Here is a 21,731-nt window from a genome sequence, read left to right as displayed (position 1 = left end):
TCCCGACAGGATGCCGCTGCCGCGACATCGCCATCGACTGCAGTGATGAATGCAGTCTCCCGAACTCATTGATCCATGTCAATAAAATGCAAAATAATTTCTTTACGGACCGGTGGGAGGGGAGCGGCTGAAAAATGGTTGCGGCCCGCGCGTCTTGCAGTGCCCGCCGGGTGCCGGAGCGGGGCGCGCAAGTCATTGTTTAATCTATTGTCATGAGGCCTGGGCACAACAGCTGCCGTCGCTCGCCATGCATCAACGATCCGGATTGACCGGTGTACAAAGACTGGATAACATCCCGTTCTTCTTGAAATGTTTACAATTTTCCCGCTGGAATAACAGGTGATCGCGTCATGAACCATGTGAGTATCGCCCCTGGCGCTCCTGCCCCTGACCTCGAACGCGTGCTGCAGGAATCGTTTGCGGCATGCCACCGCCACCACGACAGACGCCTCACCCTGGAACGGGTGCTGGTCCATGTGATCGAGGACGATGGGGCCCGCGCGATATTGAATGACTGCATGGCGGCGGGGAAGGTGGCCGCGCTGCACGCGAACCTGCGCACCATGGTGGCCGAGCAGCTTGCGGAAGCGGCAAACGCGCATCGCTGGCCAAGCGGATGGCGCGCGCACCTGGTCGCGCTGCTCGCGCAGTGCCTGCCGATCGGGATCGCGAAGCTGGATCACTATCTTGGACGAACCATCTTACCCAGCGAGCAACTGGAGCACGCCCTCTTGAAGGCGACGGTCCGCGGTATCAGCATGGCAAGGCCGGTCGATACGGGCGTCCTGCTGTTTGCCATCGTGCGCCATCGCATAGGCCTTGCAGCCAGTGCGCTGGAGGAGCATGGCCTTGATCGCTACCGCCTGGCCTGTCGCGTTGCGCACGGTGCAGGCGCGGAGCAGGACGGTGCACTCGCGCCAGGCAGCGCTCAAGCGCGCCTGGTAATGCTCAATGACGACTACACGTCGATGGCCTTTGTGGTCGAGGTGCTCGAATCGATCCTGGCGATGTCTCCGGACCAGGCGCAGGCAAGCATGATGCAGATCCACCAGCAGGGGCAGGCGGACTGCGGCACGTTCCCGGTGGCCATCGCGCGCGCCAAAGCGGACCACATCGAAGCGCTTGCACGTGAGCGCTGCGAACCCTTGCGCGTGCGCCTTGCCAGCGCTTGATGGAGTGCCAGCAGGCCCCGGCACGCCGCATGGGGCTGGCCGTCGCGCTTGCTGCGCGCCACCGGGGCCATCGTGGCGCGAGCGCGGCAGGGCTTATGCCGGCGCAAACTGGCGCAACTCGCCATCCCGCCCAAAGGCCAGGAACTGCCCGATCTGGCCAGTGTGAATATAGGTCACCATCATATTGAGCGGCGCTTCCGCTTCGGTGGACGCCGGCGGCTTGCCGTTGCGCCCCGACATCGTGGTCACGAACACGATGTCCCACTCCTTGCCGGTGTACTTCGACTCGGCCACCAGATCGGCAAAGCTGCCCAGTTCATCCGCAGTCTTGTCCACGCACATGACCGGGGCCAGGGCGCCGCCGCGCTGCTCGGCGAAGCCGGCGCGCTCGGCCGCGCCCGCCTCCTCTGGCAACTCCGCCTTGGCAAAGGCGAACAGCAGGCGCTGCGGTTGCAGTTGGGCCCGTGCGGCTTGGATCAGGTCGTCATAACTGGTGATGTTCATTGCTGGTTCCTTCAGGTTCATGTTTCGATAGCGCATGTATACCGTATCCAACCGGCACCCTCCATAGCCACAAAGGACTAGCCCGCCTAGTCCTTGTCGCCGCGCCAGACCACCTTCTTGCCAATATGCATCATGACTGCCGCTGCGTAGACTGCTTTCATCGGGTTGCGCCGTTGTCGAAGGCGCCGCTCTCATTCAAGCGGAGGCAGCATGAGTCATTTTCTGGATCGTCTGAAGTTCTTCAATCGCCCCAAGGAGACGTTTTCCGACGGCCATGGCGCCGTGGTCCACGAGGACCGTACCTGGGAAAACGCCTATCGCCAACGCTGGCAGCACGACAAGATCGTACGCTCGACCCACGGCGTGAACTGCACCGGCTCGTGCAGCTGGAAGGTGTATGTCAAGAATGGCCTGATCACCTGGGAAACCCAGCAGACCGATTATCCACGCACCCGTCCCGACCTGCCCAACCACGAGCCGCGCGGCTGCCCGCGCGGCGCCAGCTATTCCTGGTATGTGTATTCGGCCCAGCGGGTCAAATACCCGATGGTGCGCGGCCGCCTGATGCAGATGTGGCGCGAAGCCCGCCTGACCATGGACCCGATCGCCGCCTGGGCCTACATCAGCCAGGACCCGGAACGCGCGACATCGTATAAATCGATTCGCGGCCTGGGCGGTTTTGTCCGCGCCAACTGGGATGATGCCAACGAGATCATCGCCGCCGCCAACGCTTTCACCATCAAGAAATACGGCCCGGACCGGATCGTCGGCTTTTCACCGATTCCCGCCATGTCCATGGTCAGCTATGCCGCCGGCACCCGCTACCTGTCCTTGATCGGCGGCGTGGCCCTCAGTTTCTATGACTGGTATTGCGACTTGCCGCCAGCGAGCCCGCAGGTATGGGGCGAACAGACCGACGTGCCGGAATCGGCCGACTGGTACAACTCGACTTTCCTGATGGTGTGGGGCTCGAACGTGCCGATGACGCGCACGCCGGACGCCCATTTCTACACGGAAGTGCGCTACAAGGGCACGAAAACGGTGGCCGTATCGTCGGACTTCGGCGAAATGGCCAAGTTCGGCGATATCTGGCTGGCACCAAAGCAGGGCACCGACGCGGCGCTGGCGCTGGCCATGGGCCACGTGGTGCTCAAGGAATTCCACGCCGAGGGCGGTTCGGCATACTTCCGTGGCTACGCCAAGCAGTACACCGACTTCCCGATGCTGGTCATGCTCAAGGAAACCAACGGTGCCCTGGTACCCGATTACTTCCTGCGCGCCTCGCATCTGGCCAACAATCTGGACGAAACCAACAATCCCGACTGGAAAACCCTGGTCATCGATGAAGCCACCGGCGCCATCTGCGCGCCGGCCGGTTCGATCGGTTTCCGCTGGGGCGAGTCGGGCCACTGGAACCTGGAACAGAAAGAGGGCACCAGCGGGCGCGCTATCGATCCGCTCCTGTCGCTGATCAAGTGCAGCGATGCCGTTGAAGAAGTCGGCTTCGCCTACTTCGGCGGCAAGGATGCCAGCGACATGCTGATGCGCCGGGTGCCGGTCAAGAAGCTGGTGCTGGCCGACGGCACGACCGCGCTGGTGACCACCGTGTACGACCTGACCCTGGCCAACTACGGCATCGACCGTGGCCTGGGCGGCGGCAATGTCGCCACCAGCTACGAGGACGACGTTCCCTACACGCCGGCATGGCAGGTCAAGCATACCGGCGTGAAGGCGGCCGACGTGATCACCGTGGCGCGCCAGTTCGCCGAGAACGCCGACAAGACCCAGGGCAAGAGCATGGTCATCGTCGGCGCCGCGCTGAACCACTGGTACCACATGGACATGACCTATCGCGGCATCATCAACCTGTTGATGATGTGCGGATGTATCGGCAAGTCGGGCGGCGGCTGGGCGCACTACGTGGGCCAGGAAAAACTGCGTCCGCAAACCGGCTGGACCCCGCTCGCCTTCGCCCAGGACTGGAACCGTCCGATGCGCCAGATGAACGGCACCTCGTTCTTCTACGCCCACACCAGCCAGTGGCGCCACGAAAAGCTGCACACGAGCGAAATTTCCTCGCCATCCGCCGGGGACGACGTCGCACCGATGTCCTTGATCGATTACAACGCCAAGGCGGAACGCATGGGCTGGCTGCCATCGGCACCGCAGCTGGAAACCAATCCGCTGGAAGTGACGCGCGCCGCCAAGGCCGCCGGCATGGACCCGGCCGCCTATGCGGTCGAGCAGATCAAGGCCGGCAAGCTCAATTTCTCCTGCGACGACCCGGACAATCCGGCCAATTTCCCGCGCAATATGTTCGTCTGGCGCTCGAATATCCTGGGCAGCTCGGGCAAGGGCCACGAGTATTTCCTCAAGTATTTGCTGGGTACCCAGAACGCCCTGATGAGCGACGAAACCCATTGCGTCAAGCCGCGCGACGTGAAGATCCGTCCCGCCGCCGAAGGCAAGCTGGACCTGGTCGTGGTGCTGGACTTCCGCATGTCGACCACCTGCCTGTACGGCGACATCGTGCTGCCGACCGCCACCTGGTATGAAAAGGATGACCTCAACACCTCGGACATGCATCCCTTCATCCACCCGCTGTCGGAAGCCGTGCAACCGCTGTGGCAATCGAAGTCGGACTGGGAAATCTACAAGGGCATCGCCGAAAAGTTCTCGGAAATCGGCGGCGAATACTTGGGCACCCAGCAAGACCTGGTGCTCACGCCGCTGATGCACGATACCCCGGGCGAACTGGGCCAGCCTTTCGATCCGAAGGATTGGCGCGCCGGCGAGTGCGAGCCGATTCCGGGCAAGACCATGCCGAACCTGACCGTGGTCACCCGCGATTACAAGGACGTGTTCAAGAAATTCACCTCGATCGGGCCACTGCTTGAATCCTTGGGCAATGGCGGCAAGGGCATCGGCTGGAAAACCGGGCACGAAGTCGAGGTATTGCGCGGCATCAACCGCACGGTGACGGAAGAGGGCGTGTCCAAGGGCCAGCCGCGCCTCGATACCGCCATCGACGCCGCCGAAATGATCCTGTCCCTGGCGCCGGAAACGAATGGCCATGTCGCCGTCAAGGCCTGGGCCGCACTGTCGACCATGACCGGGCGCGACCACACCCACCTGGCGCTGCCGCGCGAACACGACACGATCCGCTTCCGCGACGTGCAGGCCCAGCCGCGCAAGATCATCTCGTCGCCGACCTGGTCCGGTCTGGAATCGGAAGAAGTGAGCTACACGGCCGGCTATACCAATGTGCACGAACTGATCCCTTGGCGCACCCTGACCGGGCGCCAGCAGTTCTACCAGGATCACCGCTGGATGCGCGATTTTGGCGAGGGACTGTGCGTGTACAAGCCGGCCATCGACACCAAGACCACGGCGGCGATGCTGGGCGCGGCGCCGAACGGCAACAAGGAGATCGCGCTGAACTTCCTGACGCCGCACCAGAAATGGGGCATCCACTCCACGTATTCGGACAACCTGCGCATGCTGACCCTGTCGCGCGGCGGCCCGCACGTGTGGATTTCGGAAGAGGACGCCAAAGATGCCGGCATCGTCGACAACGACTGGATCGAGGTATTCAACGTCAACGGCACCCTGACGGCGCGGGCGGTGGTCAGCCAGCGCATTCCGGTCGGCATGACCTTGATGTACCACGCCCAGGAAAAAATCATCAACACGCCGGGCGCGGAAATGTCGGGCAAGCGGGGCGGGATCCACAACTCGGTCACGCGTACCGTGACCAAGCCGACCCACATGATCGGCGGCTACGCCCAACTGGCGTGGGGCTTCAATTACTACGGCACCGTCGGCTCGAACCGCGATGAATTCGTGCTGTTGCGCAAGATGAACAAGGTGGAGTGGCTGGAAGGCCCCCTGGTAGAAGAAAAGAACGGAGCACACGTATGAAGATCAGAGCCCAAATCGGCATGGTGTTGAACCTGGACAAGTGCATCGGCTGCCACACTTGTTCGGTCACCTGCAAGAACGTCTGGACCAGCCGCGACGGCGTCGAATACGCGTGGTTCAACAACGTCGAAACCAAACCTGGCATTGGCTACCCGAAAGAATGGGAAAACCAGGATAAATGGAATGGCGGCTGGAAACGCAATGCTGCCGGCAAGATCGAGCCGCGCCAAGGGGGGCGGCTGAAAATCCTCGCCAACATCTTCGCCAACCCGAACCTGCCGGCCATCGACGAGTATTACGAGCCGTTCACCTACGACTACGAGCGCCTGCAGAATGCGCCGCTGTCGGAAACGCCGCCCACGGCGCGGCCGATCTCGGTGTTGACCGGCAAGAAGATGGACAAGATCGAATGGGGTCCGAACTGGGAAGACGACCTGGGCGGGGAATTCGCCGCCCGCAGCAAGGACAAGCTGTTCGACAATATGCAGAAGGAAATGTACGGCACCTTCGAAAACACCTTCATGATGTACCTGCCGCGCCTGTGCGAGCACTGCCTGAACCCGACCTGCGTGGCATCCTGCCCCTCCGGCTCGGTGTACAAGCGTGAAGATGACGGCATCGTCCTGATCGACCAGGATAAATGCCGCGGCTGGCGCATGTGCATTTCCGGCTGCCCGTACAAGAAGATTTACTACAACTGGTCGTCCGGCAAGGCCGAAAAGTGCACCTTCTGCTATCCGCGCATCGAAGCGGGCCAGCCGACCGTGTGTTCGGAAACCTGCGTCGGCCGCATCCGCTACCTTGGCGTGCTGCTGTACGACGCGGACAAGATCGAAGCGGCGGCCTCGGTGCCCGACGAGCGCGACCTGTACCAGGCGCAGCTGGGCCTGTTCCTGGATCCGCACGATCCGGCCATCATCGAAGAAGCGCGGCGCCAGGGCATTCCCGACTCGTGGCTGGAGTCGGCCAGGAAGTCGCCCGTCTACAAGATGGCGGTCGACTGGAAGGTCGCCTTCCCGCTGCATCCGGAATACCGCACTCTTCCGATGGTGTGGTACATCCCGCCGCTGTCGCCGATTCAGGCTGCGGCCGAGTCCGGAAAGATGGGCATGAATGGCATCTTGCCGGATACCAACAGCCTGCGCATTCCGGTGCAGTATCTGGCCAACCTCTTGACCGCCGGCGACCAGCCGCCAGTGATCCGCGCGCTCGACCGCATGCTGGCCATGCGCGCCTACATGCGCAGCAAGACCGTGGACAAGGTCGAGAACCTGGCCGTGCTGGAACAGGTCGGCTTGACCAAGGCCATGGTCGAAGACATGTACCACATCATGGCGATCGCCAATTACGAAGACCGTTTCGTGATTCCGAGCAGCCACAAGGAAATGGCGGAAGACAGCTTCAATGAAAAAGGGTCGTGCGGCTTCAGCTTCGGCAACGGCTGTTCGGACGGCGTGACGGACACTAGCCTGTTCGGCAAGAAAAAGCAGGGTTCGGCCATCTTCATGGCGATGCCCAAGTCACGCAAGAAAAAAGACGCTCAGGAGGCATGATGAAAACCAGTCAACACTACCAGGTGCTGTCAAACCTGCTGCTGTACCCGGAACCGGAGCTGATCGCGGAATTGCCGGCCCTGGCCAATGCGATCGCCCATTCGCCGGCCCTGCACGCGCCGCTGCTGCCGCTGTTCGCTTACCTGAGCGACGGCGCCCTGATCGACCTGCAGCAAAACTATGTGATGACGTTCGACCGCAATCCTTCGCATTCCTTGCACCTGTTCGAGCATATCCATGGGGAGTCGCGCGACCGCGGCCAGGCCATGGTCGACCTGATGGAAGAGTACAAGAAGCATGGCCTGCACATGACGGGCGACGATTTGCCCGACTTCGTGCCGCTGTTCCTCGAATTCCTGTCGCAGCAAACCACGGAGGAGGCCGCGCGCCTGCTGTCGGACGCGGTGCACGTGCTGGCCCATATCGGGCGCAAGCTGGCCGCCAACGGCAGTCCCTACGCCGGCGTGTTCACCGTACTCGAGCATCTGAGCCCGGTGGCGGCCGAGGAACTGAGCGAGCCGCCGGTGCGCGACATGGACGAGGCGCTGGAAACCTTCGGGCCGGGCATGGACGGCGTCGAACCGCTGCTCAAGCCGGGCGCGCCCGGCACGCATCCGATCAATTTCTACCCCCGCACGGCGCGCGCCGCTGCCAAGGTGTAAAGGAAGCATCATGGACTATCTGCATCAATTTCTGTTCGGGATTTATCCCTACATCGCGCTGGCGATTTTCCTGCTCGGCAGCTTGATCCGTTTCGACCGCGAGCAGTACACATGGAAGTCGGAATCGACCCAGGTGCTGCACCAGGGCAGCCTTCGGTATGGCAGCGTCCTGTTTCACATCGGCATCATCGGCCTGTTCTTCGGCCACATGGCCGGGCTGCTCACGCCCGTGTGGGTGTGGGATACCCTGGGCGTGAGCCACGGCTTCAAGCAACTGGTGGCAATGGTCGCCGGCGGCGTGATGGGCGCGCTGTGCCTGATCGGGATCGTCCTTCTGCTGGTGCGCCGCTTCAGCAACGAGCGCCTGCGCCATGCCACCACCTTCAAGGACAAGATCGTGCTGCTGTGGATCCTGGCGACCCTGCTGCTGGGACTGTCGTCGATCTATGTGTCGGCCGGCCACATGGACGGCCACACGATGGTGCTTCTGATGAGCTGGGCGCAGCATATCGTGACCTTCCGCGCCGATGCCGCCACCTTCATCGCCGACGCACCGCTGCTGTTCAAGCTGCATCTGTTCATGGGCATGTCGCTGTTCGTCATCTTTCCGTTCACCCGCCTGGTGCACGTGTGGAGCGGATTCGGCGCGCTGACCTATCTTGGCCGCGCTTACCAGCTGGTACGTAGCCGTTAATCGGGAGAAACATCATGGGTATTTCAGTCAATGGCGTGGACATCGACGATGTAGCGGTCGAGCAAGAACTTCCCCATCATCAGGGGGCGGACAACCCGCTCAAGGAAGCGGTGCACGAACTGGTGCTGAGGACCTTGCTGCTGCAGCAGGCCGATGCCCTGGGCATCACCGGGGGCGACGACGATGCCCGCATCGAAGCGCTGCTGGCGCTGCAAGTGAAGGTGCCCAAGGCCGATGAGGCCGCGTGCACCACCTGGTATCGCAACAATGCCCAGCGCTACACCAGCGGCGATATGGTGGAAGCGCGCCATATCCTGTTCCAGGTAACGCCGGGCGCGCCGCTGGAATTGCTGCGCGCGACCGGGGAAGCCGTGCTGGAAGAGTTGCAGGCGCATCCGGAGCGCTTCGACGAGCTGGCAGGGGAGTACTCGAACTGCAGTTCCGGCAAGGTGGGCGGCAGCCTGGGGCAATTGTCGCGCGGACAGTGCGTGCCGGAGTTCGAGGAACTGGTATTCCGGCTGCGCGAAGGCGAGCTGGCCGGGCGCTTGCTGGAAACCCGCTTCGGCTTGCATATCGTGCAAGTGTTGCGCCGGGTGGAAGGGCGGCTGTTGCCGTTCGAGGCCGTGAAGAGCGAAATCGCGGCCTATCTCGACCGCCAGTCGAGCCAGCGCGCGACGCACCAGTACCTGCATATTCTGGTGGGCCAGGCGCGCATCGAGGGCTTGAGCATGGAAGGGGCCGACAGTCCGCTGGTGCAGTAAGGCGTCACTGCGGCGCCCGGCTAGCGGGTGCTGGCAGGCCGCTTACACGTAGGGGCGGCGCGCCGGGTTGAAGACGTGCGGGTGATCGTTGTCGTCGAGCAGATCGAGAAACTCGCCGAGGCCGTCCTCGCTGTTTTTGGCCAGCGCATACTCGCTGTCCGCGATCAGGTGCACGCACAAGGTGCCCACCGCATGGCCGCGGTGTTCGATATGCCCGAACAGTTCGCGGTCGGTGCGGATGATGGGCGGCAGGAACAGGAAGGTTTGAAACGGGCAGGCCTCCAGCGGCGGGGACGGCAGCGGCACCGTGTGGCCCTGGCCGAACCAGGTGCGGTCCGTCTCGGGCAGTTTGGCCAGCCAGCGCAAGGTGGAAAAATAGGCCGGATCGAGATTCGGCACGTACCAGACCAACTCGGTTGCCAGGGACTCCTCCACCTCTTCACTGTCCGGTCCTGTCATGAGCCGGTCGCTCATGCCCGAGGTGACCAGCACGTAGCCCTCCTGATCCTCGGCATCGACATCGCATTCCTCGACAAAATTGCGGCCGAAAGCATAAATATGAACGCGGAATGCGCGGTCCTCGTCCAGATCGATGTGATCCGGCTCGCCGAGTTGGTCCGCCATGGCGCGCAGACGCGTGGCGGCCAGGGTGTCGTCATTGGCTTCGGCAAGGCCGAACAGGATGTCAGATTTCTCGGCCATGGCGCGCTTTGTTAAAGTATCGATGGTTGAACTATACAACGGGCACGGCAAATCGTCGATGCCGTCCCGGGGAACCGCGCGGGCCCAGCCTTTGCCCGTCCAGCTCGCCGTGCCGGTTCAATTCAGAACCCTGGTCCCCGACCATCCCAGCCTTGCTCCCCATCCACGCCATCATCGATGCCATCATGCGCGGGATCGAACGCCAGGCCTGCGTCCGGCCACGGCTGCAATGCCGCCAGGATGGGCCCGATCACCTCGTCGCGCCAGGCCGTGCGCCCGTGGCGCGGGTCGGCGGGCGCCAGCGGCGTGCCGCTGCCGGCCTCGTCGCACGCTTGCGCGATCAGCGGCGCGGCGCCTTCGCCCGCGCCAGCCTGCGCGACCGCGCGCAAGGGCATCGGCCCTGAGCGGGTGTGGCGCCGCACCTTGCCGGGCGCGATGGCGGTGGCGATTGCCGGGCCGGCGTTGCTCTGGTGCAGCTGGGCCCAGGCGGCGGAGGGCGCGCCGGGCACGCTGCCATTCGCCAGCACCGTCCGGATCGGCTCGCCCAGCGGATCGTACACATGCCGCACGAGCGTCGTTTCCGCGCCGCGTTCGGTGCGCTCGGTCACCAGCCGGCCCAGCGCGTCGTATTCCAGCGATACGATGGCGGTGTCGTCGCTCGCTTGCGTCATGCGGCCCAGGTCGTCGTACGCAAAGCGCAGGCGCAGCTGTTCGGTGCCGGCTTCACCGTTCATGCGCGACACGATCTTGTCGACCACGCGGCCGGCGCTGTCGCGCGTATAGCTGGTGTCGACGCGGATGGCTTCCTTGCCTTGGGCGCCGCCGTGTTCTTCCTTCGCAACAAGCAGCCCGCTGTTGTCGTAGCGATAGCGGGTCAGGCGCCCGTCGAAGCCGGTTTCCTCGCTCAGGCGGTCGAGCGGATCGTAGGCGAAACGGTGCGCCTCGCCATTTTCCCTGATCAGCTCGGCCAGGCGCCGTAGCGGATCGTAACGGTACTCGAGCACGGCGCCGCGCGAATCGGTGCGCTTGATGGGTTTGCCGTCCACGTCGAGCTGGTAACTGGTGCGCCGGCCGGCTGCATCGACCCGCGCCAGCAGGCGCCCCAGCGGGTCGTATTCGACCTGCTCGGTGCTGCTGTCCGGATGCACCATGGTGCTCAGGCGGCCGGCAGGATCGTAGGTGTAGGCGGTCGCGTGGCCGTGGGAGTCGGTCGCGCTGAGCAGCCGGCCGTCGACGTCGTAGCTGAAGCTGCTGGTATTTCCCGCACAATCGGTATAGCTGACCGGCTGGGCGGCGCGGTTGTAGGCCAGGGTCTTGATTCCGCCGGCTGGGTCCGTCACCTTGACAGGCAAGCCACGCGCGTCGTACTCATAGACAGTGCGCTGGCCGAGCGCATCGGTCACGCTGAGCAGGTTGCCGCGCTCATCGTAGCGCAGCGCCGTGGTGGCGCCGAGCGCGTCGGTGAACAGCGCCGGCTTGTCGACCTTGGTATCGTAGACGATGCCGGTGCCCTTGCCGCCGCGTTCCATCCGCATCAAGCGGCTGCGGCGGTCGTAGCGATAGCTGGTGCTGCGTCCGTCCGGCGTGACGACGGCGAGCACATTGCCATGATTGTCGAGCTGATACATGGTTTCGCGGCCGAGCGGGTCGACCATGCCGGTGAAGCGGCGTTTTTTGTCGAAACGAAATAGTTCCTGGCGGCCCAGGTTGTCGTAGACCAGGGTTTCGCCGTTCAGGTAACGGAAGTTCCACGACATGCCATTGTTGGCCCAGTTACGCGTGACCTTGCCGGTCCATTCATAGTCGTCGTATTCGTAGCGCGACACCAGAGCGCCAGGCTGCGCATGCTCGACCATGATGTGGTTGGTGTAGGCGAACTGGCGCACGACCTGGCCCGCGCGGTCGATCACCTGGAACAGGTTGCCCGCGTCATCGTAGGCATACCGTACCAGCAAGTCGCTGGTCGGTTCTTCGTAATCGACGGCGTCGCGCTGCACCTTGACGCTGCCGAGGCGGACCTGTCCGCGATGGTCAATGTAGTCGAGGACGAACACGCGGCCGGCGCTGTCCTGCACCGATTCCGGCAGCCGGCGCGCGTTCCATGCGATCCTGATCTGGTTGTCGTTGGCGTCGACCATGCCCACCAACACGGCGGTGTCGTAAGCGCGCGGCAACATCGCGAACTGCCTGCGCAGCCCATCCTCGTCGATCAGCTCGAAGTTGCGCTCGCCGGTGCGCTCCAGGGTGATTTTTTCCGACAGCGAATACAGGGCGTCGCCCACGCGCGGCAGTGCGAAGGTGATGTCGCGCTGGAACGGGTCGAGGATGATGAGCTGGCCATCGCTGATGTGCAGCGCGCTCGAGAGCGGCGTGCTCCAGCCCTGGCCGAGCAGGCCGGCCAGGCGCTGCCCCGAGCTGTAGATGCGCTGCCAGGCAAGGGGCAGGGCGGCCGGCAGGGCAAAGTCGAGTTCGCTGTCGCCAGCGAGAATCTTGCAGCCCGAAATCGGGTTGACCGGGTTGCCTCTCACCAGGTCCAGCGGACAGCTGCCCTTGCCACCCGCCAGTGCGGCGCTGTGCCGCTTCCCGCGCTGGGCATGATTGAAATTTGTCCAACTGTTTAGATCAGGAATGGTTGTCATCCAGGAAGAGATTTGGCGCGTGGTGGTCGATGGACAATCAGAATGTCTAATATCTAAACGTCAATTTTTCTGTGATAGTATACACATATTCTTATACGACAACCCTCATTTTCTTGTGCTTGCTGGCGCGGCAGGTCCGCCAAAAAGGCAGGCGAGAGGGCGGCCAGGCAGGCGCCGCAGCGCCCCTGCCTGGCCGCGCCAGGGGATCGATTCACTTTTTGTAATTGCGGGAGTACCAGCGATGTCGTTTCAACCTTTCGATAGCAAGACCGGCAAACCTGACGGGCTTGATGGCCTCAAACCAACGACCACCGTCCCGACCACGCCTCCGGCGGCGGCGCCCTCGGCCGCCGGCCTGGCGCTCAGCGCCGCCGGCCTGGCCGGGGTCGATGGCAAGAAACTCGCCGTCGCTGGCGTCGCGATGCAGGCCGCCTCGGCCCTGCAAGCGGGGGCCGGCGCCGGTGCCCTGGTCAACGCGGGAGCAAGTCTCGCTGCCCAGGCCAACCCCGACGTCGCCAAAGCCATGCAGTTTGCCGGCCAGGCGCAGGCGCTGATGAACGCGCCTGGCGGTGCGCCCGGCGCGTTGGCGGGCAAGATTCCGCACATGCCCTTCGTGTCCGACGCGGCTGGACCTGGCGACGAGCTGGCGCAGCAAATGAAACTGTCGATCGCCGAGCATCCGCTGGCCGGGCAGGCCATCAACGATTTCGCCGTCGCCGAGCCGAGCTTCACGCCGGCCGCGATCGATCCGGCTGCGCTGGCCGACCCGGCAACTGCTTCTGGCGGCGGCGGGGGCGGCGGCAGCGCCGACTTCGTCGACGGCACCCGCCTGCTGCGCTTTTACTCGCCGATCAAAGGCTTGCTGATCGAGTCGATGAGCGGCACCACGACCGTGTCCGAACAGTACGTCTTTCACCTGAGCCTGATATCGAAGGATGGTTCCATCGAGCTCAAGAGCCTGATGGGCAAGAACGTCAGCGTCGGCGTGCAAATGGGCGATGGCAGCGAGAGCTACATCAACGGTTACGTCAATTCCTTCGGCTTCAGCCATTCGGACGGCGGCTTTGCCTTTTATCATGCCGAAATCGTGCCCTGGCTGACCTTCCTGAAGCGCCGCGTCAACTCGCGCATTTTCCAGGATTTGAACGTGCTGGGCGTGCTCGACAAGATCTACAAGGGCGACCACGGCGGCCTGGCCACCTACGAATTCCGCACCAGCAAGAGCTATCCTCCGGAAAACTACATCGTCCAGTACGATGAAACGGACGAGCATTTCACTTGCCGCCTGATGGAAAAGTACGGCCTGTTCTATTATTTCGAGCACAGCGCGGGCGGCCACGTCATGGTCATCAGTGACGATTCCTGCAACTCGGGCTTTTGCCCACCGCAGAAAGGGCACGCGGTCGTCAAGTTCAATGCCGGCAACCGGGTGCACGCCGAGGATGCCGTGACGGCGTTTACGGCCGAGCGCATGGTGCAGTCGACCAAGATGGCCTTGAACACCTTCAACTTCAAGGAACCGAACACGATGCAGCTGGTCGAACAGCCCACCGTGGCCGAGCAGGGCGACGTACCGAAGATGGAAGTGTATGACGGCAACCCGGCGTTCTTCTACAAGAACAAGGGCGACGGCAAGCAGGAAGCCAAGCAGCGCCTGGAAGTGCTGGAATGGCAGGCCAAGATTTTCACCGGCACCTCGGACTGCCGCGGCTTTGCCGCCGGCCACACCTTCAAGCTGATGGATCACCACTGGTTTGAAGAGGGCGGCGACGACAACGACTTCATGGTGCTGTCGGTGCAGTACAGCGCGCGCAACAATTATTTCGAGCGCGGCGCCAGCGATGTGTACCGCAACAGCTTCAGCGCGATCCGCCGCAAGATTCCGTATCGTCCGCGCCAGGCGCACCATCGCCCGAACATGCCGGGGCCGCAGACGGCCACCGTGGTCGGCCCGAAAGGGACCGAGATCCACACCGACAAGTTCGGCCGCATCAAGGTGCAGTTCCACTGGGACCGCTACGGCCGCCGCGACGAGCTCAGCTCGTGCTGGATCCGCGTTTCGCAACCGTGGGCCGGCAAGAATTGGGGCACGATCTCGGTGCCGCGCATCGGCCAGGAAGTGATCATCGATTACCTCGAAGGTGATCCGGACCGTCCGATCTGCACCGGGCGCGTCTACAACGACGACCAGCCGGTGCCGTACGACTTGCCGGCCGGCGCCCACATGATGGGTTTCAAGAGCCGTTCCACGCCAGGCGGCGGCGGTTTCTGCGAGATGGTGATCCACGACCAGAAGGGCAAGGAGCTGATCAATATCCATTCGCAAAAGGATATGGTCACCACGGTCCAGAACAACCAGGACAACATTGTTCATGGGCCGCACCAGACCAATACGGTGAGCAAGGGCTTCCACGTCACCAAGGTCAAGCAGCATATCGAGACCACGGCGGAAACTGCGCACATCCACGATACGGCCAAGACCAATATCGAGGTCACGGCGCAGACCGAGCATGTGCATGTGAAGGGCAAGACCAATGTCGAGCTGACCGCGGAAACCGAGCACATTCACCTCAAGGCCAACACCGATATCACCCTGGAAGTAGGCAGCAGCAAGATCGTGCTCAAGGCCGACGGCACCATCACCATCCAGGGTGTTCACGTCAACGTCATCGGCAGCAACAAGATCGATCTGAACAGCTAAGAAATCCCGGCGCGCGCCGCCTCCCGTACGCTTGAATCGTACGGGATGGCGCGCCGCACGGCGCCGACCTCCCATCCCGAATCGCCAACCTGCTTGCCGCGCCGCCTGCATGGCGCGGGTGCGCCTGTCCGTACCAGATGCGACTTCAGGATGGAACCTGAATACCTCAAGCAAGGAAATACTTTGACGCACTACCGCACCAATCATGCAACGTTCGAAATGCCGGCGCAGCTCAAGGACAAGACGATGCACATGTTCACGCTCAGCGACAACGGGCCGAGCGAATTTTGCGTTGTCATCTCGCACGCGGATGCGCAAGCCGAGGACACCTTGGCCAACTTCGCCGAGCGCCTGCTGGCCGAACTGGGCAAGGCCCTGCCCGATTTTCAGCTGGACGATTCGGGCGAGCGCGCCATCGACGGCACGCCTGCCATCGAGCTGGCCTACCGCTGGCGTAACGATAGCAACTTCATGCACCAGCGCCAGGTCATCGTCCTGCTGCCCGGCGCCGGGGAAGGCGGCCGGCAAGCGATGATGATCGCCGCCACCTGTTTCCAGGCGTTCAGCACGGAGTGGAGGGCCGCTTTCGAGGGCATGCTGGGTAGCGTCAAGCTGCGGCATAACGCGCCAGTGGGGAGCGATAGCGCCACCATGGCGGCGCCGACGGTGTTTGCATTGTCTGACCGCCGCCGCACCTTGCAAGCCTTTGCCAGCGCGGAAGAAGCCTGCCGCAAGGTCGACGCGCGCGAAGTTGAGCAGGATGCGTGGACCTTCTACGACGCCGCCGGCACGCCCTTGCACGCCAACTTCGTGGTGCCCAACACCGGCACCTTGTGGCGCAAGGCGGGCAGCTACACGCTCGAAGCGCGGCCGGAACGCGGCGCGCCCGGCTTGCGCGAGCGCTTGCACCTGGCCACCATCTTCGTGGCGGGCTCGCCCACGGTGCGGCTGTCGAGCATTGCCGAAGTCCAGGCCATGCTTGGCCACGTTGCGGAGGTCTAGCCATGCCGCAAGCTGCACGGCTGGGAGACCCGATCGGCCATAGTCCCACCATGAGCTGGTTGGTAACGGGGGCGCTGGTCGCCGGGGCGATCGCCGGCACCGCCATTGCCATCGTCGGTACCGGCGGGCTGGCCGCAGTCGCCATCATGGGCGGCGCGCTGGCGGGCGGCGCCGGCATTGGCGAGGCGCTCAGTACGATGAGCTTCGCGCCGAAGGAAGTGTGCGGCACGATCGTGGGCGTGTGTTCGTCGAACGTATTCACGAATGGCCGTCCGGCGGCACGCGCGCATGTCGACATGACCTTTTGCGCCAAACACCCGCAGGTGCCTCTGCCGATTGCCACCGGCAGCGCGTCGGTGTTTATCAACGGTTTGCCGGCAGCCAGGGTGGACGATACAATCGCGTGCAGTGCCGTCATCACCGATGGTTCCGGGAACGTGTTTATCGGCGGCGCCACCGTCAAGACGGATGTGATCAGTCCGGAAGAACTGGTGCCGCCGGCCGTCCATACGGCGATGCTGGTGGTGGGGGTGGCGTCGGCCGTGATTCTGGCCGGTCCGGTGGTTGCCGTCGTCGGGCTTGGGCTCGGCATGGGCGGCGGCATGCTCGGTGGCTTTGTCGGAGGTAAGGTCTTCGGCGAGGGGACTGATGGCCAGAAATGGTCGGCCTTGGGCGGCAGCGTCATCGGTGGCATGCTCGGAGGAAAAATCGGTACTGGGATCGTCAATAAGGCGATTCCGAGTCCGATCACGCCGGGGATGGGCTTTATCAAAGGTGGGCTGCCAGGGATGCGGGCAGCGCAGTCCGTCTTTGACATGCGAACGCCAGAGGCAGAGGCGATAGCGATTGAGGTGGCAAATGTGATGGATGAGGTTCAATTCGGCAAAGGAAGTTCAAAGGCGTTGCAGGTCTTGACGCATGAAGATGGAACAGTAAGCGTCGGTGTCTCGGGCAACCTTAAAGCTGGTGATCTCACAGGAAAAATTACTCGTTTGCAAAAAACGCTGGATGACAAGTACGGTGAGGGAATATATAAAGTCGGAAAAACAACCCTAGACGAGAATCATAATGTCACACAAGCACGCAACGAAGCTGGTGATCTGATCAGCAATTCACCAGGAATGTGTGCGGAGCCAAAAGCGGCGGCGGTGGCGGCAGATAATCCGAGTCCGATCACCGGTAGCGCAACCATTTGGCGCGGAAAAGGCCCGAATCCTCATCCTTATACAAACAAGACGGGTAAGATAGTGACGGATAGGCAAATGGATCCTTGTCCGACGTGTTCGGTCCAGGCTAATCGGCAAATTTATCATAGCACCGCAATCAGCGCTGCGAACGTGGAAGGCTCGAAATGAGTATATTGGAAAAATTGGTGAAATCGTTATCTGTCTATGCAAAAGATGCCGTATCGGTATCTGAATCCGATATTCGGAAATTCGTAGCGGAGAACAATATCCTTCTGCGGGAGGATCATTTCGAATTTTTAATGAGATTTGGCTGCCGTCCAGGCGAGCGACTAGCGATCTTCAGTCAGTACGGCGGCGACTTTGATTTCGAGACTCTGAAGTGGGTGTATGCGGATAAGGAGGTTGAAATGGAGCCGCCGCCGAGTGCCACGTTTTTTGGATCAACTTTTGCAAGTGATAATTTATGCATTGAATTCTCTTTGGGGAAAGTTTTTTTATATAATTCAAAGATAAAATACAATATGGTGCATGGGAGCATTGATGGATTTCTCCTAAGGTGCTTAGTCTCGACTTACTATAAGGATGCCTTTTCTAATGTAGTGATTGAGCGAGATTTGAGTCCCGATCACATAAATCAATTTCGGCTGAAAAACGCGGATAAAAAAATAACTGAAGCAACATGTTTTGAATTTGAATACGATGATGTTGAGAATCAAAAAATTCGCGCTGAATACTATTTTTTTGATGGTTGCTTAATCGCGGATTATCCGGGATCAGGAAGTTTGCTTAAATTAAGTGGCGGTATTTTGAGTAACATAGATTCGTAGCCACCACATAGTGGAATGCTCCTTTTGAGGCGACTGTTCAGCACTTTTGCAGCGGCCTGATTAGAATTGCCGGCGGAAGCGCGTTATAGCACTTCCAGCATACCGCAACCCTGCTTGCGCAGAATATCCAGGTAGGAGTGAATGACGCAGAGATTGACGCGGCCTTCGCAGCAGCCCGGTATTGGGCATACATACTGCCGCGTTCGGCCACATTGTTTGTGAGCGGTACGCCGGGACTCGCGAATCACGCGCAGTTATCCCCTATTACAGGCGGCACGACGCGCTGGTGCAGCAAAGGCGACAATCCCTATCCGGGTAACGCGTCAGATTCAGGTGCTGCGCCCACTGTTCGGATGGGATTCGGTCTAACCTCATATCGTTATACACAACTCTGAACAGCTCAGCCAGTGCGTGAAAAATCTGTTTACATTCAAGCACTTGCGAGGGCACTTGTAAACTGGGCTGGTTTGAGGTTTACTCTCGCCTTTTAGGTGATGCGTTGGCAACAGGATTGAGCCGCTGGACAGAGCAAGAATTCGCGGGTCTCGACTTGAGAGACGGTCGCCTCGACAAGAGAGCGAAGATACTGATGGAACGACTTTCGGCAAACCCGACGGCCAGCATCCCGATGGCGTGCGAAAGCTGGAGTGAAACGTGCGCGGCCTACCGTTTCCTGGCCAACCCGGATGTTGCGTAGCAGGACATCATGGCGCCACACTGGGAGCAGACTCAGAAGCGGATGAACGCGTACCCCGTTGTGCTGTGTTTGCAGGACACGACCGAACTCGATTTCAATGGCCAAGAGGCCACCGGCCTTGGTCCATTGAACTACGAAGCGCGGCGCGGGATGTACGTGCACCCGACCTACGCGGTCACACCAGATCGCGAGCCGTTGGGAGTGCTCGACGCGTGGATGTGGGCGCGCGAAGAGCGCGACAAGGATGGCGTGCGGCACGGTCAGAAGGAAAGCACGCGCTGGATCGAAGGGTATGAACGTGTCGCCGAAATGGCGGCCGAGATGCCGACGACGCGGCTGGTGTACGTGGCCGACCGCGAAGCCGATCTGCTGGCCATGATGGCGCGCGCGCAGGTGCTGGGGACGCCGGCCGACTGGCTGGTACGGGCCAGGCACAATCGCTGCCTGCCCGATGGTGATGGCGAGAAACTGTGGGCGTACACGAGCGCTGGCGCCGCGCTTGGAGAGGTCACCTTCACCATGCCGGGCAGAGACGATCAGAAAGCGCGCAAGGTGCGCCAGCAACTCTGGGCACGCGAGGTGAGCATTGCGAACGGCAAGGCCGGGACGGTATCGGCCACCTGTATCGTGGCACGCGAAATCGACGCGCCGAAGGGCGTCAAGCCAGTCGAATGGCGCCTGCTGACGAACCGGCCGGCTCTGACGCTGGACGATGCCATCGAATTGATTGACTGGTATCGCGCACGCTGGGAAATCGAGATCTATTTCAATGTCCTCAAGAATGGCTGCAAGGTCGAGGCGCTCCAACTTTCGGCGATTGATCGTATCGAACGGGCACTGGCGCTGTTCATGATTGTTGCCTGGCGGGTGGCCTACCTGATGCGCCTCGGCCGGACCTGCCCGGATCTCGATGCCGCTCTATTCTTCGACCCCGATGAAATTCGGGGCGCGTATCTGCTCTCGAAGAAGCCTCAGCCGACCGAACCGCCGCGCCTCAACGAGGTGCTACGATTGATCGCTCAGCTCGGCGGCTTCCTTGGCCGCAAGAGCGACGGCGAACCCGGCGTCAAGACGATCTGGCAAGGATTGCAGCGCGTGATGGATGTGGCCACTGCATTACAGTCGATGCGCGAGGGGCACGGCTGAGTTGTGTATAACGAGAATGGTCTAACCTGTACCGATCCGGCGAACTATGAAATATCACAACACAGCAGTTGCCGGAAAGAATTTGATTCTGACAAATTAGATTGTGTGACTGGGAGCGAACATGATAAATAAATTGGTCGATTTGATGGCCCGCCATGTTGACGATGCGGACCCGGTTGCTGAATTTGAAATTCAAAATTTCGGGCGCGAACATAAGATTCCGTTGCGGGAAGATCACCTCCATTTTTTGATGCGTTATGGTAGTAATTCTGGGGCGAGGTTGAAGATTTTCAAGAATTATGGCGGCGATTTTGATTTTGCTAGTTTTAAACGAGTCTATATCGAAGACTATCCTGAGATGGAAGTGCCAGATGGGTACGCATATTTTGGAACGAGCTTTATGGATCTTTCGTTTTGCATACATTATGAATCTGGAAAAATTTATTCGTACGAGGAAGGTGAGTTATATGGGATAGTCCATGAAAGTATCAATGGATTTCTTATGAGTTGCCTGCTTGGAGATTCTGATTCTTTTGACAAATTTTTTTCCGGTGTCTTGGTTGAGCGAGATCTGGATATCGATGATGTTAATGATTTCAGGTTGAAGTCTGATAAGGAAAAATTGAGCGAATTGACGCGATACGCGGGCGAATCTGAAAATTCAATTATCTCGGAATATTATTTCAGCGATGGAAAATTAATATATCTATACTTGCCAATGAGAATATTGAGGACGTTGAGTGGCGGAATTTTGGATACACTAAGTCATTAGACATTTTTTAGACTGGAAATGTCGACATGACCTTCTGCGCCAAACACCCGCAAGTGCCCTTGCCGATTGCCACCGGCAGCGCGTCGGTCTATATCAACGGTTTGCCGGCAGCCAGAGTGGACGATACAATCGCGTGCAGCGCCGTCATCACCGATGGTCCGGGAACGTGTTTATCGGCGGCGGCACCGTCAAGACCGATGTGATCAGTCCGGAAGAGTTGGTGCCGCCGGCCGTTCATACGGCGATGACGGTGGTAGGCGTGGCGTCTGCCGTGATCCTGGCCGGTCCGGTGGTTGCCGTCGCCGGGCTGGGACTCGGCATTGGCGGCGGCATGCTCGGTGGCTTTGTCGGAGGTAAGGTCTTCGGCGAGGGAACCGATGGCCAGAAATGGTCGGCCTTGGGCGGCAGTGTCATCGGCGGCTTGCTAGGAGGAAAACTCGGCTCGGGTCTGGCCAACGGCGTGTTCCCACGCCCGGTTACGCCGGGCATGGGATTTGTCAAAGGTGGACTGCCGGGTATGAAAACGGCCAACGCGGCTGGCGCGGCAGATGCCAGTGCCGCCGCGCTGCTGAAAGTGACGAAGGAAGCGCATGCCATTTATGCGAAAGAGATTCCGCTAGCGACGAGATTAACCCAGGAGATTGCTGGCCCGGATGCGATCGTCAGCGCGAGGGCGAAGGAACCTGGCTCGGCAGCCAACCGGCTCCAGAGAGCGCTCGACAATAAATGGACGTCAGAAATATCGACGACAGACAGTGCGATCGATAACCTGTAGGACGCAGTCGGTACCC

General features: G+C 61.1%; 16 protein-coding genes and 1 pseudogene. 14 read left to right on the top strand and 3 right to left on the bottom strand.

What is annotated here, in order from left to right:
- Positions 1 to 350 precede the first annotated feature (350 nt).
- A complete protein-coding gene (locus tag IV454_RS25300; RefSeq protein WP_206088391.1) occupies positions 351 to 1,172 on the top strand; it encodes an ATP-dependent Clp protease adaptor ClpS in 822 nt (273 codons plus the stop codon).
- A gap of 93 nt (positions 1,173 to 1,265) precedes the next feature.
- Here IV454_RS25300 and IV454_RS25295 read toward each other — a convergent pair whose 3' ends face one another.
- The gene (locus IV454_RS25295) at positions 1,266 to 1,676 is read right to left on the bottom strand and encodes a ribonucleotide reductase subunit alpha (protein ID WP_206088389.1); all 411 of its coding nucleotides are present in this window, start codon (positions 1,674 to 1,676) and stop codon (positions 1,266 to 1,268) included.
- Positions 1,677 to 1,886: 210 nt separating this feature from the next.
- Between IV454_RS25295 and IV454_RS25290 the strand changes: the two genes are divergently transcribed.
- From IV454_RS25290 to IV454_RS25270, 5 genes are read left to right on the top strand one after another with little or no spacing between them, the layout of a single operon-like run.
- Positions 1,887 to 5,597, top strand: a complete 3,711-nt coding sequence (locus IV454_RS25290) for a nitrate reductase subunit alpha (protein WP_206088388.1) — start codon at positions 1,887 to 1,889, stop codon at positions 5,595 to 5,597.
- Positions 5,594 to 7,150: a nitrate reductase subunit beta gene (narH, locus tag IV454_RS25285; protein WP_206088386.1), complete on the top strand. Its 1,557-nt coding sequence runs from the start codon at positions 5,594 to 5,596 to the stop codon at positions 7,148 to 7,150. The genes IV454_RS25290 and narH overlap by 4 nt, the downstream gene beginning before the upstream one ends.
- On the top strand, positions 7,150 to 7,812 hold the full coding sequence (gene narJ, locus IV454_RS25280) for a nitrate reductase molybdenum cofactor assembly chaperone (RefSeq protein ID WP_206088385.1): 663 nt from the start codon (positions 7,150 to 7,152) through the stop codon (positions 7,810 to 7,812). The genes narH and narJ overlap by 1 nt, the downstream gene beginning before the upstream one ends.
- Positions 7,813 to 7,822: 10 nt before the next feature.
- Positions 7,823 to 8,506 carry a respiratory nitrate reductase subunit gamma gene (gene narI / locus IV454_RS25275; protein WP_206088383.1) on the top strand — a complete coding sequence of 228 codons (684 nt, stop codon included), beginning with the start codon at positions 7,823 to 7,825 and terminating at the stop codon, positions 8,504 to 8,506.
- Positions 8,507 to 8,520: 14 nt separating this feature from the next.
- Positions 8,521 to 9,267 (top strand): peptidylprolyl isomerase, encoded by a 747-nt coding sequence (locus IV454_RS25270; RefSeq protein WP_206088382.1) that lies wholly within the window; start codon positions 8,521 to 8,523, stop codon positions 9,265 to 9,267.
- A gap of 42 nt (positions 9,268 to 9,309) precedes the next feature.
- Here IV454_RS25270 and IV454_RS25265 read toward each other — a convergent pair whose 3' ends face one another.
- On the bottom strand, positions 9,310 to 9,969 hold the full coding sequence (locus tag IV454_RS25265; protein ID WP_206088381.1) for a suppressor of fused domain protein: 660 nt from the start codon (positions 9,967 to 9,969) through the stop codon (positions 9,310 to 9,312).
- A 122-nt stretch (positions 9,970 to 10,091) separates the two neighbouring features.
- On the bottom strand, positions 10,092 to 12,497 hold the full coding sequence (locus IV454_RS25260) for a DUF6531 domain-containing protein (RefSeq protein WP_206088379.1): 2,406 nt from the start codon (positions 12,495 to 12,497) through the stop codon (positions 10,092 to 10,094).
- A gap of 352 nt (positions 12,498 to 12,849) precedes the next feature.
- On the opposite strand from IV454_RS25260, the gene IV454_RS25255 reads away from it, so the two are divergent.
- The 8 genes and pseudogenes from IV454_RS25255 (at position 12,850) to IV454_RS25220 (ending at position 21,715) form a co-directional block, all read left to right on the top strand.
- On the top strand, positions 12,850 to 15,309 hold the full coding sequence (locus IV454_RS25255) for a type VI secretion system Vgr family protein (protein ID WP_206088377.1): 2,460 nt from the start codon (positions 12,850 to 12,852) through the stop codon (positions 15,307 to 15,309).
- A gap of 183 nt (positions 15,310 to 15,492) precedes the next feature.
- Positions 15,493 to 16,311, top strand: coding sequence for a DcrB-related protein (locus IV454_RS25250; protein ID WP_206088375.1), 819 nt, complete (start codon positions 15,493 to 15,495; stop codon positions 16,309 to 16,311).
- 2 nt (positions 16,312 to 16,313) lie between these two features.
- Positions 16,314 to 17,666: a PAAR domain-containing protein gene (locus IV454_RS25245; protein WP_206088374.1), complete on the top strand. Its 1,353-nt coding sequence runs from the start codon at positions 16,314 to 16,316 to the stop codon at positions 17,664 to 17,666.
- Positions 17,663 to 18,325: a hypothetical protein gene (locus IV454_RS25240; protein ID WP_206088373.1), complete on the top strand. Its 663-nt coding sequence runs from the start codon at positions 17,663 to 17,665 to the stop codon at positions 18,323 to 18,325. The genes IV454_RS25245 and IV454_RS25240 overlap by 4 nt, the downstream gene beginning before the upstream one ends.
- Positions 18,326 to 18,782: 457 nt before the next feature.
- Positions 18,783 to 20,168: pseudogene (locus IV454_RS25235) on the top strand (IS4 family transposase).
- Between the two features lie 121 nt (positions 20,169 to 20,289).
- A complete protein-coding gene (locus IV454_RS25230; RefSeq protein WP_206088372.1) occupies positions 20,290 to 20,940 on the top strand; it encodes a hypothetical protein in 651 nt (216 codons plus the stop codon).
- 26 nt (positions 20,941 to 20,966) lie between these two features.
- Positions 20,967 to 21,143, top strand: a complete 177-nt coding sequence (locus tag IV454_RS25225) for a PAAR domain-containing protein (protein WP_206088371.1) — start codon at positions 20,967 to 20,969, stop codon at positions 21,141 to 21,143.
- On the top strand, positions 21,074 to 21,715 hold the full coding sequence (locus IV454_RS25220; RefSeq protein ID WP_206092941.1) for a hypothetical protein: 642 nt from the start codon (positions 21,074 to 21,076) through the stop codon (positions 21,713 to 21,715). Before IV454_RS25225 ends, IV454_RS25220 begins: the two co-directional genes overlap by 70 nt.
- Positions 21,716 to 21,731 lie beyond the last annotated feature (16 nt).

The sequence above is a fragment of the Massilia antarctica genome (genome assembly GCF_015689335.1).
GTDB lineage: Bacteria > Pseudomonadota > Gammaproteobacteria > Burkholderiales > Burkholderiaceae_D > Telluria_A > Telluria_A antarctica.
Note: the sequence above shows the minus strand (reverse complement) of the source record. Positions and strands in the feature narration are given on the sequence as shown.

Coding starts and splice junctions, on each gene's coding strand:
- IV454_RS25300 (WP_206088391.1), top strand. CDS start 351: ATGAACCATGTGAGTATCGCCCCTGGCGCTCCTGCCCCTGACCTCGAA.
- IV454_RS25295 (WP_206088389.1), bottom strand. CDS start 1,676: ATGAACATCACCAGTTATGACGACCTGATCCAAGCCGCACGGGCCCAA.
- IV454_RS25290 (WP_206088388.1), top strand. CDS start 1,887: ATGAGTCATTTTCTGGATCGTCTGAAGTTCTTCAATCGCCCCAAGGAG.
- narH (WP_206088386.1), top strand. CDS start 5,594: ATGAAGATCAGAGCCCAAATCGGCATGGTGTTGAACCTGGACAAGTGC.
- narJ (WP_206088385.1), top strand. CDS start 7,150: ATGAAAACCAGTCAACACTACCAGGTGCTGTCAAACCTGCTGCTGTAC.
- narI (WP_206088383.1), top strand. CDS start 7,823: ATGGACTATCTGCATCAATTTCTGTTCGGGATTTATCCCTACATCGCG.
- IV454_RS25270 (WP_206088382.1), top strand. CDS start 8,521: ATGGGTATTTCAGTCAATGGCGTGGACATCGACGATGTAGCGGTCGAG.
- IV454_RS25265 (WP_206088381.1), bottom strand. CDS start 9,969: ATGGCCGAGAAATCTGACATCCTGTTCGGCCTTGCCGAAGCCAATGAC.
- IV454_RS25255 (WP_206088377.1), top strand. CDS start 12,850: ATGTCGTTTCAACCTTTCGATAGCAAGACCGGCAAACCTGACGGGCTT.
- IV454_RS25245 (WP_206088374.1), top strand. CDS start 16,314: ATGCCGCAAGCTGCACGGCTGGGAGACCCGATCGGCCATAGTCCCACC.
- IV454_RS25240 (WP_206088373.1), top strand. CDS start 17,663: ATGAGTATATTGGAAAAATTGGTGAAATCGTTATCTGTCTATGCAAAA.
- IV454_RS25230 (WP_206088372.1), top strand. CDS start 20,290: ATGATAAATAAATTGGTCGATTTGATGGCCCGCCATGTTGACGATGCG.
- IV454_RS25225 (WP_206088371.1), top strand. CDS start 20,967: ATGACCTTCTGCGCCAAACACCCGCAAGTGCCCTTGCCGATTGCCACC.